Origin of the sequence: endosymbiont of Lamellibrachia barhami, from assembly GCF_011947365.2 — a bacterium.
Classification (GTDB): Bacteria; Pseudomonadota; Gammaproteobacteria; order Chromatiales; family Chromatiaceae; genus QGON01.
The window spans coordinates 187,410-199,626 of the sequence record NZ_JAAVSH020000001.1 but is presented as its reverse complement, the minus strand read 5'-3'; the positions used below and the strand labels follow the sequence as shown (position 1 = coordinate 199,626).

Sequence of the window (12,217 nt, the reverse complement as noted above, 5' to 3'; positions counted from 1 at the left end):
TGCTTCATGACCGATATTGCCGAGATCTTTGGGCCTGACGGCTGGCTCGCCCGGCGCATCGACGGCTTCTCCCACCGTCCGCAGCAACAGGCGATGGCGGAAACGATCAGCCGCATCCTGAATGATGGCGGGGTTCTTATCTGCGAGGCGGGTACGGGTACGGGCAAGACCTTTGCCTATCTGGTACCGGCGCTGATGTCAGGCCTCAAGGTCATCGTATCCACGGGCACCAAGAATCTGCAGGACCAGCTGTTCCATCGGGATCTGCCACTGGTGCGAGAGAGCCTCTCCAGCCCTGTCTCCGTCGCTCTGCTCAAAGGGCGCGCCAACTACCTCTGTACCCATCGCATGGAGACAGCCATGCTGGAGGATCGGCGTTTGACTGCCGAGCAGAGCGATCAACTGCAGCAGATACGCAGCTGGTCGGGACAGACCAGAAGCGGCGATGTCGCCGAGATGTTGGCGATCCCTGAAGATGCCGGCATCTGGCCGGTGGTGACCTCCACCACTGAGAACTGCCTGGGTCAGGAGTGTCCCGCCCACAGTAAATGCCATCTGGTGGAAGCGCGGCGGCGTGCCCAGGAGGCGGATCTGGTGGTGATCAACCACCATCTGCTCTGTGCCGATATGGCGTTGAAGGACGAGGGCTTTGGTGAGCTGTTGCCGAGTGCAGACTGCTTTATTCTGGATGAGGCGCATCAACTGCCGGATGTGGCGGGTAACTTCTTCGGCATGAGTCTGAGTGGCCGCCAGTTGCTCGATCTGGCCAGGGACACAGTGGCGGAGTATCACCGTGAAGCGGGGGATATGCCGAAGATCGTGGATCAGGCCGATCGTCTGAAAAAGGTCACCCGGGATCTGCGTCTCGCCTTTGGTCTGGAGATGCGGCGTGGTGCCTGGTCCGATGTGGAGAACAACCCGGCGGTGGAGGCCGGGCTGGAGCGGATGCGCAGCGAGCTGGCGATTCTGGGCGACATGCTCGAAGCCATCGAAGGACGGGGCAAGGGCCTCGACAGCTGCCGTGATCGCTGCAAGGAGTTGTCATCGCGTCTGGATCAACTCTTCGATGAGAATGAGACACAGGATATCCGTTGGTTCGAGACCCAGCGCCAGAGCTTTCGACTCAACCGGACGCCACTGGAGATCTCCGCTATCTTCCGGGAGCGGATGGCGAACAATCCGGCGGCCTGGATTTTTACCTCCGCAACCCTGGCGGTGGGGGGCAGTTTCAGCCACTTTGCCAGCCAGTTGGGGTTGGAAGATGCCGAGACCCATTGCTGGGACAGCCCCTTCGACTATCCGAAACAGGCGCTCTGGTATGTGCCCAATGACCTGCCGGAACCCAACAACCCCGAGTTCAACCGGGCCGTCTCCGATCTCTCCATCCCTATTCTGGAAGCGAGCGGTGGCCGCGCTTTTCTGCTCTTCACCAGCCATCGCGCCCTGCAGGAGGCGGCCGATTATCTGCAGGATCGCATCGAATTTCCCATGCTGGTGCAGGGGACCGCGCCCCGTAGTGAACTCCTGGAGCAGTTCCGCAGCCTCGGCAATGCGGTGCTGCTGGGAACCTCCAGCTTCTGGGAGGGGGTGGACGTGCGGGGTGATGCCCTCTCCTGCGTGATCATCGACAAGCTGCCTTTTGCCTCGCCGGGCGATCCCGTCCTGCAGGCGAGGATCGAGGCGCTGCGGGCACGGGGTGGCAACCCCTTCATGACCTTTCAACTGCCCCAGGCGGCGATCGCACTGAAACAGGGTGCCGGACGACTGATCCGGGATGAAAAGGATCGTGGTGTACTGGTGCTTTGCGATCCACGTCTGCTCAGCAAACCCTATGGAAAAGTTTTTATCAAAAGCCTGCCACCGATGACAAAGAGCCGTGATTTCAATAATGTGAAACGTTTTTTTGCCTATCACGATGGTGTGCAGGAAAATCCGACGCCACCGGTTTCAGAAAACCCGTGAAGCGTAAAAGAATCGAACAGTGTGCGGCGATCCGTGCTGGAAAATAATCAAGAAGACCCGACAGGCTCTGCAATCATGACCGACCCCAAAATCAGGAAGATCCCCTATCCCTATCACGCGATGCTGGCAATTTGCAGCGATCTGGATGAGACGCCGGGCAAGCGGGAGTATTTTGAAATCGCCAGATTTCTCAATACCGAAGAGGAGACGGAGGTGGGGCCGGGTGTCGGGCTGGAGGTCGGTAATACGCTCTATTTCGATATGCCAGAAAACCAGTTCGCTTACTGGAATACCGATGATGAGGGTCGGGAGAATGCACGGCGGTTGATCCGCTCCGGTCATATCGACTGTTTCCACTCCTATGGTGATCTTGCGGTGGATAGAGGTTATGTGGAACGGGCGCTGAATGAGCTGGAGTCACATGATTGCTGCATCAAGGTTTGGGTGGACCACTCCAAGGCGGCCACCAACTTCGACCCCGGTATTATGTTTGGCAAGGGGGATCTCAAGGGGCATGAAGCTTTCCACTCCGATCTCACCTATCGGCACGGCGTACGTTATGTCTGGCGGGGTCGCGTCACCAGCGTCATCGGCCAGGATTGCGCCAAGGGGTACGGTGGGCTTTGGTCGATAAAACATGCGCTGCCGGCGGCAAAGACGATTCTGAAGGATTTCGTCAAAAGCCTGTTGGCGCTCAAGAATCATCCAAAATATGCGCTGCACAAAGGCAACCGCTTGATCTATCCTGCCAGTCTGCGCAGCGGTGAATCTGTGACCGAGTTCATGCGCTGCAATCCCCATTGGGGTGGTGTGAGTGCGGGGGAGACCGCTCAGGGTATTCCCGAGGTGTTGACGGACAGGGTGCTGTCGACCCTGGTGCGTAAGCGGGCCAAGAGCATTATCTATACTCATCTTGGCAAGATCGCAGACAGGGCCGAGATCTTCTCCGAGGCGACCCGCAACGGGTTTCGCCGTCTTAAAGGGTACGCCGACCGCCAGGCGATTCTTGTCGCCACGACCTACCGGTTGTTGCAGTATACAAAAATGACGGAGCAGATCCGTGTCGAAGAGACTGAGGACGGTGATCTGATCCTGATTAATCTTGTTACAGGTGGAGCGGAATATGATCTGTCGGGTCTGACTGTCTACACTGAAAAACCTGAATCCATCCGACTGACAATCGATAACGAACCGGTGAAAAACTTCGAGATCAATGGCCCGGACGAAACCGGCAAGGCCAGTATCTCTATCCCCTGGACGAAGTTGACATTCCCTGATCTGGACTGATACGCCAACCTAAATTCAACTATTCAGTCCCTTCTGGCCCGATTTCAAACGAATTGAAGGGGCTGGCGAGCAATCAGTTCTTTTCAGGTTGGCTGGAATGGAAAGCGCAACTGTTACTCTGTGTTGTTCATCGTTTCGGCATGATGAATTGAACTGGATTGTATTCCCGTTTTGATAGTAGCTGAGAAACCTCAAGTCTGATCCAATCGAAGGCTGGAGTGAAATTGAATCCTTGCGATGTGGCATTTGAGCAATCCAGGGTTAAAGGTACTTTTGAATAAAAAGGTCTCTTTTCACGCCTGTAGTTAATGTGGGTGATCTTTTTTTTGGATTTTAGTATAGAAAGAAAAAGTTCATGTATTTCGCCTTCCGTGAACATTTCAGGGGGGGAGCAGACGTTATATATGCCAGAGAGTTTTTTTGTGGCTGTCCAATAGAGGAAATCAGCGGCGTCATTGGCCCAGACCAGGCTTATGGGTTGTGCGTTGTTTGAAAGTGGAACGTGTTTTTTATCCAGGATTTTTTCAAACAAATTGGTGAAACGTTCGGAGGGATCATTGGCGCCAAGCGCGACAGGCAATCTAATTGCAGTGATCGGTATCCCCGCCATGTTTTGGAAAAGATAGGCTTCAGCCCTCCTCTTTCCTTCGCTGTATGAGATCTTTGGTCTGTCACTGTCTGTCGAGTTATAGGTGAATGGATCAAATGCACTCTCCACCAGTTCCTTTCCTCCTTCAGGGAGGTATACGTGAGATGAAGAAGTAAAAATATAGTGGCCGCACGAGATAATCTTCTGATTGATCAGTTTCTCGATGACTGATGAGTCGAAAGAGGAGTAGTTGAGCATATCGATGACAGTATCGAACGAGCGGTTTTGCAACTTAGTCGCTAATTGTTGATATGATTTTCTGTCAGCGTTGATATATTCAAATTCGGTCAGGTTATCGGGTTCTCTTCTGGAAACTATGGTTAGTTTGTGTCCATTGGCGAACAGCTTTTCGCATAGGATTTTCCCCATAAAGAGTGTGCCGCCAAATATCAATACTTCCATTTTGATTTCTTCCTTAACTCCTGCTTTGTGCATTTTACCAAGAAATTATTGAAGGGGTCAGGGTAAAAAATCAATTACGCTGGAGTATTTAGTCCTCTGTTATATATGGCGATTCCTGCTGAAAATCAGTATGCCTGCCGTCGAAGCGACGATGCCGGGCACGATCTCATAGAGATCGAAGATCCCTCCTGACAACTGTTTCCAGATAACCACCGTCAGACCACCGAGGATGATACCGGCAAGTGCGCCATTGCGGGTCATGGGTTTCCAGTAGAGCGAGAAGAGGATGGCGGGTCCGAAGGCTGCACCAAATCCCGCCCAGGCGTAAGAGACCAGGTCGAGCACACTGCTGTCGGGATCAAGCGCCAGTACAAAGGCGATAGCGGCGATGCCGACGACGGCCAACCGGCCGGTGATCATCAACTCGTGTTCGCTTGCGTTATGCCGGAAAAAACCTCTGTATAGATCCCCGGTGAATGCGCTGGAGGCCACCAGCAGTTGGGAATCGGCGGTACTCATGATGGCCGCAAGGATAGCGGCGAGACAGATGCCTGCAATCAACGGATGGAAGAGTAGATCCACCAGGTGGATGAACACCCGCTCCGGGTCGGCCAGCGGTGTCTCAAAAATTGGGATACCCGTCAGACCCACCAGGCAGCCTGCCGTCAGGGTCAATAGCACCCAAGTGACGGCAATGCGCCGGGCTGTTGGAATCTGCTCCACTCGCCGGATCGCTTTGAAACGGGCCAGGATGTGGGGTTGCCCGAAGTAGCCCAGACCCCAGGCAAGCAGGGAGGCGATGGTTATCCAGCCGAGGGGCACACCTTTGTTGTCGGTGAATGGGTCAAGCAGTGCCGGGTTAAACTCGGAGATGAGCCGGAAGGTATGTGCTGTTCCGCCCAGCTCTCCGAATGCCATTAGCGGCACGATGAGCAGTGCCGCCGCCATCATCAGCCCCTGCAGCAGATCGGTCCAAGAGACTGCGAGAAAACCGCCAAAAGAGGTATAGAGGATAATGGTGAGGGTGCCAGCCGTCACGGCCCAGAGATAGGGCAGACCAAACACTGATTCGAAAAGCTTACCGCCGGCCACCAGCCCGGAGCTGGTGTAGAAGAGGAAAAAGAGCAGGATAAAGAGGGATGAGATGGTGCGGATAAGGCCGCTCTTGTCGTCGAAACGGTTGGAGAGATACTCCGGCAGGGTCAGGGCGTTGCCTGCCTGCTCCGATGTGACTCGCAGTGGAGCGGCGATGAAGCGCCAGTTGAGCCAGGTGCCGATTAGCAAACCGCCTGCCAGCCAGACGGATTCCACTCCTGAGAGATAGGCATAACCCGGCAGACCAAGCAGCAGCCAGCCGCTCATATCCGAGGCGCTGGCACTCAGAGCGGTCACCCAACTGCCGAGTTGGCGTCCCCCGAGGACGAAATCGGAAAGGTTGCGTGTGCGCTGCCATGCGTGGATGCCTATCCCCAGTATGGCGACCAGATAGAGCGTGAAGGTAAGGCCGATCAGTAGTTGGTTTTGTGTCATGGGATATATTGATAAAATATTCAGCGTAGGCCGGTTCAAGCTTGCGGAACCGGCAACACCATCTGTTTTTCGTGTCTGTTGCCTGATCCGCTACGCTTGATCAGGCCTACGAATGGCAAGACCCTTGCCGGTGCTGTTTGATCTTTGACAGATAGCTCGCTTTCATCGCGGTCTCAAACTCGCCGTTGCTTGCATATTCAAAACCGAAGACAGGTTTCCACAAGCGCTGGTTTTCCATACAGAGGTAGAAAAATACTTTATCGTGCCAGGGGGCAAGCTGCTGGTAGGCGTGGGAGAACATCTCCAGTTTTATCTCTTCTGGATAGGAGAGCTTGCCGTCACTCTCCACCATTGGCATCTGCAGGATCTTGCTGTGAAAGTCACTCCGGCCCCGCAGCTTTTTGATCACCGGTTTAATGTAGGTAAGGGTGCCGATTGAGACCAGGGCCACCTCATCCGGGTCGAACAGTGATGTCATCCGTTCAAAGAGTCCAGTGTAGTCTTCGCGCCACTGGGCGTAGTGGATCATCGGGTGGAGATGAAAGCCCACGATTATGCCCTTGTCCGCCAGACGTCGGGCAGCCATCAGGCGATCCTCCAATGATGCACTCAGGTGCTCTTCATGGCTAATCAGGGTCTGGGTATTGAGAGACCAGGTGCAGATGATATTCGCCGGTAACGGATTTTTTTCAAGGTAGCTGATGTTTTTCGACTTGGTCTTCAACTCCAGAATGACATTGGGGTGTTCAGTGGCAAAAAGGCTCAGCGCATCGAGAATACCCGCCTGGTTGCCCCACATCAGGGAGTCGGAGGATTGCCCGGTGCCGATGTGGTAGATCCGGTTCGGATCGATCTCGAGCTGGGCCAGTTTTTCGGCGAATCGGTGGTCGAAGCGGACCTCATCTCCATGATAGAAGGATTGGATGCTGCAGTAGCTGCAGTCGAAGCCGCAATTCTCCACCGCATCCAGCGTCAGCAGGTTGCAGCAACGGGTGCGGGACGATGCCACCGGACAATAGCCCAGGCCGAGTTTGGGTCTTTCCACCATAACCCGTTTGATTCTGTCCGGCTGATATTCAGTCTTGTCAAAAGAGACGGGATACTGGTTTGGCTGTTGGCGAAGATCTTCCCAATGTCGCCGAATCAGTCCCAGAATCTGTTGCCGTTTCTGTTTGGGCACCAGATCTGAGGGCGCATCTGTCGGCCAGACCTGCTCAATAGAGCCTTCCCGCCACATGTTCAGGTCAAGGCTGATATCGCTCAGTTGCTGCAGCTCCTGCAGAGTAAAGCGATAGATCAGCGCCTGGGACTGCAGGAATTTTCTCTGTACCTCAGGCAGTTTTCCGATGCCTGTCTTATCGATCAGGCGGGGGAGTTTTTCGGCGTAAGCGGATTGGCTGCTCATGGCCGTAGTTGTACGCAAGCGGGGATTGGCATGCAAGCGAGGATATTGAAACGATTGCAGGCCCGATCAAGCGTAGCGGATCGGGCAACCCGGTTTACATCTCTTTTTCACGGAATCTCTTTGGCAGCAGCATGCCAACCAATCCCACCATCATAATCAGCCAGCTGGAGGGTTCCGGCAGGGCAACCGGATTAACGGGTGCGCTGCAGCTGTTTGCGTGGGTGCTGTTGCGCATGCCGGGGGTGATACAGGCCTGACTGAAATCGAGATTGTTGTTGTTCGTGTCGGCGCCGTCCGGGGAGCGTGAAAGGCCGAGAAAGGCGGTATTTGACGGGTCGACCAGATTGCTGCCCGAAATCTCACTATATCCAGCGATATCTCCTTCATAACTGAGACTGTCGATCAGCGTGTTTCCCAGAAACAGGGCGATGGCGTCGGGCGCTCCGTTCTGTATCAGGTTGCTGTTCGGTGATACATCCCAGTCGCAGTTGAGTACGTTGCCGACATCGCCGCAGAGCACAAAGTAGGCGTTGGCATCCAGGGTGAAAGTGGGAAGGTCGTAGGTTCGGTAGAATGCGCTGTTGGTCACGTTGATCAGTTGCAGTGTGTAGTCGTCAAGATTGAGGGCGGTGCCCCCTGTGTTGAACAGTTCTATAAATTCCGCCTGGTCGCTGCCTGGCTGATCATAATCGACCTCGTTGATGACAAGTGTCGCGTGAACCGGGGAGATGGATGTCAGACAGGCGGCGAACAGCAGACGCTGAAAAATAGTGGGACGTTTTGGGACGGGCATCGTAAGCACTCCTTGTGCAATGGCTCCAACTCCGTTTGGAGGTCTTGGATCATTCAAGACGCGCTCAAAATACTCCAGCCTGCGTATTGGAAGAAGTCGATAATCCTGATGTTTCTGTAGGAATACTCTGATACTGGATATGAGCCATCAGAAAACGTAGATGCCATGAGGGGGTATTTGAGCTAAGCCTCTATTAGGGAAGTATAGAAAAGAGGACTTAGTAGTGAAACGTATAAACACCCTGATGGAAGTATGGCAGCTGCCCGGCAGTTTTGTACCTGGCATTCGGGTGGGTGTTAAGACTTGGCACCTGGTTCGGAAACAGGTTATACATAGAAACAGAACCCTTAACGCACGAGACCTCTTCAGTCTATGGCAGGAAATTGCGTTGGCCAAGGAGAAGCTGAAACGGCCGGAAGAGACCCTGATTGTCAGTTGCTTCGAAGCGGGCCGGGATGGTCACTGGCTCCACAGAGCGTTAACGGCCCAGGGTATCCATAACCTGGAAGTGTCCTCGACAAGCATCAAAGTCAGTCAACAGGCAAACTGCAAAACAGCCGACTGGACGTCCAATATCAGCGGGAAACGGAAGCATTCGTCGGCATAAGGAAAGCGTAAAACACAATCGTAGTATCAGGTTGTCCACCCATAGCCTGTCACTGCGCAGAAATATGAGGACTGCAATCATGACAGACTATGCGTGGACAACCTGATTGATCTAAATCAGAGGTTTGGTGAATAATTCCCCATAGAAGGTTGGGTTAGATGCGCAACATGCCACGATTATTGTTTATTGACGCTGTTTGAGCGCATCGTAACCCAACGGTAGAGCTTGAAATTAACGTAAACTGTTGGGTTACGGCACACGCATTTCTTTGGTGGAAGTCATTGATTTTAGCGGTGATGTGCGCCTAACCCAACCTACAAGGCGGTCTAAACCTTAGGGAAGAAAGAGATAGAGAATCCCCACGCCCAGAATCAGTCGGTAGATCACGAAGGGTAGCATGCCGATTTTTTCGATGAACCGCAGGAAAAAATGGATGCAGAGATAGGCCGTGACAAACGAGAGTCCGGCGCCGATAAAGAGTGAATCCCACTCCACGGGATTGGCGCTCTCTATCAACTCCAACGTGACCAGCCCGCCGGACATGAGAATGGTCGGGATGGAGATCAGGAAAGAGAAGCGGGAAGCTGCCTCGCGTGATAGTCCCAGCAGCAGTCCTGCCGTCATGGTTGCACCAGACCGGGAGGTGCCTGGAATGATGGCAAATGCCTGAAATACGCCGATGATAAGGGCGTCCGTCCATTTAATGGAGTATTCGTCCCGTGTGTGACGACCGAGCAGATCCACCATCAACAAAACGACACCGAAGCTGATGGTGGTGATGGCGATCACCAGCGGGGTGCGCAGCTCGGTCTCGACCAGCGATTTCATCAGCAGCCCGAAGAGACCGACAGGAATGGTGGCGATGATGATCATCCAGCCAAGGCGGGAGTCCGCTGAGCTGGCATTGCGATTCACCAGCGAGCGGAAAAAATCACCGGTGATGTTGACGACCTCTTTGCGGAAATAACCGATTACCGCAAGCAGAGAGCCCACATGGACTGCGATATCGAAGTCCAGTCCCTGATCGGCGTAGCCCAATACAAGAGGGGCGAGGATCAAGTGCGCCGAGCTGGAGATGGGCAGGAATTCCGTCAGCCCCTGGAGTGCGGCGAGAATGAATATCTGAAGCAGTTCCATGATGGGTCTCTATTTTTTCCAGGGTGCTTTCAGCAGTTTCTTTTCCCAGTTGAGCGCAGAGCCGGCGATGACCGAAAGATCGTCGTAGGCCGGACTCCAGCCCAGCACCTCGCGCACCTTCTCGGCACCGGCGATCAAGGTGGGTGGATCCCCTGCACGGCGGTCAGCCTCGATGATATCGAGTTTGATGTTGCCTGCCTGCTCAACAGCCTGCAACATTTCACGCACGCTGAATCCATGTCCATACCCACAGTTGAGAATAACGGAGTCACCCCCTTTGCGCAGGTGTTCGATCGCCTTGACATGAGCAGCCGCCAGATCCTCCACATGGATGTAGTCACGCACTCCGGTGCCGTCCGGCGTGGGGTAATCGGTGCCGTAGATATAGACGGAATCCCGTTTTCCCACTGCCGCTTCGCAGGCCACCTTGGTCAGCAGCGTGGCATTGGGGGTGGCCTGGCCGATGCGTCCTTCCGGGTCGCAACCGGCGACATTGAAGTAACGCAGGATGACGTGTTTCATATCGGCGGCGGCGGAGAGGTCGCGCAACATCCATTCCGACATCAGCTTGGAGGTGCCATAGGGATTGATCGGGCTGGTGGGGGTCTCCTCATGGGCAATGCCGCTCTCGGGCGTGCCGTAGACGGCGGCGGTGGAGGAGAAGATGAAGTTTTCTACCCCGGCCTCAGCGCAGCACTGCAGCATGCTGCGGGTGTTGCAGGTATTGTTGCCGTAATACTTAAGCGGATTCTCGACCGATTCGGGTACTACGGTGTGGGCAGCGAAGTGCAGCACCGTGTCGATATCATGCTCCTTGAGCACGCGGCTGACCAGCGCCTGGTCGCCGGTATCGCCAACGACCAGCTCACCGTAGAGTACGGCCTCTCTGAAGCCGGTGGAGAGATTGTCCAGGGTGATCAGACGTTCCCCGGCTTCCCCCAACTGACGCGCAGTGTGGCTGCCGATATAGCCGGCGCCACCGGTGATCAGAATCCCTTTGTTGGCCATTACTCGCTCCGCTGTCGATATGATCAAAAACGGCTCATCATACCGGGAGCGGCGGGTTGCGTCATGTCTCCGTTACTGAATGTCACTGAAACTTGAAGCCGGTCCAGTTTTCCGTTTTTGGAATCTCCTTCTGCATGCTGATTGCGCCGCAAAATCCGGGTTCAGGGATGAAGTTTTCCCAACAGGGCATGGAGTCGTCACTTGCCAGGGTGGGCGTGAACAGCCCCGTGCCGAGACATTTTTGGCGTGCTTCGAGGCGAGTCCACAGAAGGCAAAATTGCGCAATCTGGTCCCCGTCTGGAAGTGAGGCCAGCCGCTGGTACTCCTCTCTGCTGAACATACGCCTGGAGATGCCAAGCATATATTTGCGCGACCGTATCCTCTCCACATCCACCCCCACAGGGCAGTCGCAGCTGACTGCCAGGATCGCAAGATGGCCGCTATGAGCCAGATTGAAGTGGATATCACTCGCTTGATCGGCAAGTTCAGGCTTGCCGTGTTCGCCATATTTCAGCCGGACAGATAGAGGCGGGGTGGCCAGATAGTGTCCAAGGATGGATCGCAGGGCGCTACGGCCGGCGATAAAGCGGCTTTTTGGGGTATCCAGTGAGAACCGGCTGGCGCGAGTCAGTTCATCCTGTGAAAGATAATGGCGGAAGCCAGAGCGGTCCAGATCGACGGACCAGAGGTGCAGAGTACCCGGATCGGGTGCTGATTTCGGGCGCTCGGATAGCCAGAGGTCGGTGAGGTCTGGTACCGGGGGTCCTGGCTGAGACATCATGCCTGTCACGACTCGTTGTTGGTGGGAATATTGAACAGCTGCACGGCATTTTTTGAGGTTACGGCAGCGATCTCTGAGGCGGGTTGGTTGCGCAGCTCCGCGACTGTTTGCAACACGTTTGGCAGATAGGCTGATTCATTGCGTTCCCCCCGGTGCCCACTGTCTGGCTGATCCGGTGCGTCTGTCTCCAGCATCAAACTTTCCAGGGGCAGGATCTGGATCAGACTGCGCAGGCGCTTGGCCCGCTCATAGGTGATGGGGCCGCCGAAACTCAAAAGAAAACCCAGATCGATCAGTCGGCGGGCCTGCTGTTCGCTGCCGGAGAAACTGTGCACCACTCCCGACAGGCCGGGGAACTGTTTCAGGGTGTTGAAAACCTGGTCCACGGAACGGCGGGCATGGATAATCACCGGTAATCGGTAGTCTCGTGCAAGTTCCAGTTGTGCCTCGAACAGCGCCTGTTGCGCTTCCGGCTGGGGATCTTTGATGAAAAAGTCCAGACCACACTCGCCGACGGCTAGCGGCTGTTCCCGTTCGATCCAGGAGGCGAGTTGCTCTATATCCTCGGGCTGGTGATCCCCAAGGAACATAGGATGCAAACCGTAGGCGGGGTAGAGTCCAGGATAGTCCCTGCAGACCTGCTTCTGCCGCGGCCA

Annotated in this window: 11 protein-coding genes; 3 read left to right on the top strand and 8 right to left on the bottom strand. The window is 54.9% G+C overall.

The genetic code is table 11. The features are described from left to right. Positions 1-6 precede the first annotated feature (6 nt). Positions 7-1,962: a DNA repair helicase YoaA gene (gene yoaA, locus G9Q73_RS00890; RefSeq protein WP_177418069.1), complete on the top strand. Its 1,956-nt coding sequence runs from the start codon at positions 7-9 to the stop codon at positions 1,960-1,962. Between the two features lie 75 nt (positions 1,963-2,037). Further along, entirely contained in the window at positions 2,038-3,249 is a 1,212-nt protein-coding gene (locus tag G9Q73_RS00885) for a hypothetical protein (RefSeq protein ID WP_177418068.1), read from the top strand. A gap of 127 nt (positions 3,250-3,376) precedes the next feature. Here G9Q73_RS00885 and G9Q73_RS00880 read toward each other — a convergent pair whose 3' ends face one another. The 4 genes from G9Q73_RS00880 to G9Q73_RS00865 form a co-directional block, all read right to left on the bottom strand. Beyond that, positions 3,377-4,300, bottom strand: a complete 924-nt coding sequence (locus G9Q73_RS00880; RefSeq protein WP_177418067.1) for an NAD-dependent epimerase/dehydratase family protein — start codon at positions 4,298-4,300, stop codon at positions 3,377-3,379. A gap of 99 nt (positions 4,301-4,399) precedes the next feature. Then, complete coding sequence (putP, locus tag G9Q73_RS00875; protein ID WP_177418066.1) at positions 4,400-5,830, bottom strand: sodium/proline symporter PutP; 1,431 nt, start codon at positions 5,828-5,830, stop codon at positions 4,400-4,402. Positions 5,831-5,936: 106 nt separating this feature from the next. Beyond that, positions 5,937-7,235 carry an SPL family radical SAM protein gene (locus G9Q73_RS00870; protein WP_246344895.1) on the bottom strand — a complete coding sequence of 433 codons (1,299 nt, stop codon included), beginning with the start codon at positions 7,233-7,235 and terminating at the stop codon, positions 5,937-5,939. A gap of 94 nt (positions 7,236-7,329) precedes the next feature. Beyond that, positions 7,330-8,028: a lamin tail domain-containing protein gene (locus G9Q73_RS00865; protein ID WP_177418065.1), complete on the bottom strand. Its 699-nt coding sequence runs from the start codon at positions 8,026-8,028 to the stop codon at positions 7,330-7,332. A 223-nt stretch (positions 8,029-8,251) separates the two neighbouring features. Between G9Q73_RS00865 and G9Q73_RS00860 the strand changes: the two genes are divergently transcribed. Beyond that, entirely contained in the window at positions 8,252-8,635 is a 384-nt protein-coding gene (locus tag G9Q73_RS00860; RefSeq protein WP_177418064.1) for a hypothetical protein, read from the top strand. A gap of 333 nt (positions 8,636-8,968) precedes the next feature. On the opposite strand, the gene G9Q73_RS00855 is transcribed toward G9Q73_RS00860, so the two are convergent. The 4 genes from G9Q73_RS00855 to G9Q73_RS00840 form a co-directional block, all read right to left on the bottom strand. Then, positions 8,969-9,772 (bottom strand): undecaprenyl-diphosphate phosphatase, encoded by an 804-nt coding sequence (locus tag G9Q73_RS00855; protein ID WP_177418063.1) that lies wholly within the window; start codon positions 9,770-9,772, stop codon positions 8,969-8,971. A 9-nt stretch (positions 9,773-9,781) separates the two neighbouring features. Beyond that, a complete protein-coding gene (galE, locus tag G9Q73_RS00850; RefSeq protein ID WP_177418062.1) occupies positions 9,782-10,780 on the bottom strand; it encodes a UDP-glucose 4-epimerase GalE in 999 nt (332 codons plus the stop codon). Between the two features lie 82 nt (positions 10,781-10,862). Beyond that, entirely contained in the window at positions 10,863-11,561 is a 699-nt protein-coding gene (locus tag G9Q73_RS00845; protein WP_177418061.1) for a 4'-phosphopantetheinyl transferase family protein, read from the bottom strand. Positions 11,562-11,566: 5 nt separating this feature from the next. Next, on the bottom strand, positions 11,567-12,217 hold a 651-nt coding region (locus G9Q73_RS00840), incomplete at its 5' end, for a TatD family hydrolase (protein WP_177418060.1).

Excerpts from the sequence above, each read along its gene's own strand:
- yoaA (WP_177418069.1), top strand. The coding sequence starts at position 7 with ATGACCGATATTGCCGAGATCTTTGGGCCTGACGGCTGGCTCGCCCGG.
- G9Q73_RS00885 (WP_177418068.1), top strand. The coding sequence starts at position 2,038 with ATGACCGACCCCAAAATCAGGAAGATCCCCTATCCCTATCACGCGATG.
- G9Q73_RS00880 (WP_177418067.1), bottom strand. The coding sequence starts at position 4,300 with ATGGAAGTATTGATATTTGGCGGCACACTCTTTATGGGGAAAATCCTA.
- putP (WP_177418066.1), bottom strand. The coding sequence starts at position 5,830 with ATGACACAAAACCAACTACTGATCGGCCTTACCTTCACGCTCTATCTG.
- G9Q73_RS00870 (WP_246344895.1), bottom strand. The coding sequence starts at position 7,235 with ATGAGCAGCCAATCCGCTTACGCCGAAAAACTCCCCCGCCTGATCGAT.
- G9Q73_RS00865 (WP_177418065.1), bottom strand. The coding sequence starts at position 8,028 with ATGCCCGTCCCAAAACGTCCCACTATTTTTCAGCGTCTGCTGTTCGCC.
- G9Q73_RS00855 (WP_177418063.1), bottom strand. The coding sequence starts at position 9,772 with ATGGAACTGCTTCAGATATTCATTCTCGCCGCACTCCAGGGGCTGACG.
- galE (WP_177418062.1), bottom strand. The coding sequence starts at position 10,780 with ATGGCCAACAAAGGGATTCTGATCACCGGTGGCGCCGGCTATATCGGC.
- G9Q73_RS00845 (WP_177418061.1), bottom strand. The coding sequence starts at position 11,561 with ATGATGTCTCAGCCAGGACCCCCGGTACCAGACCTCACCGACCTCTGG.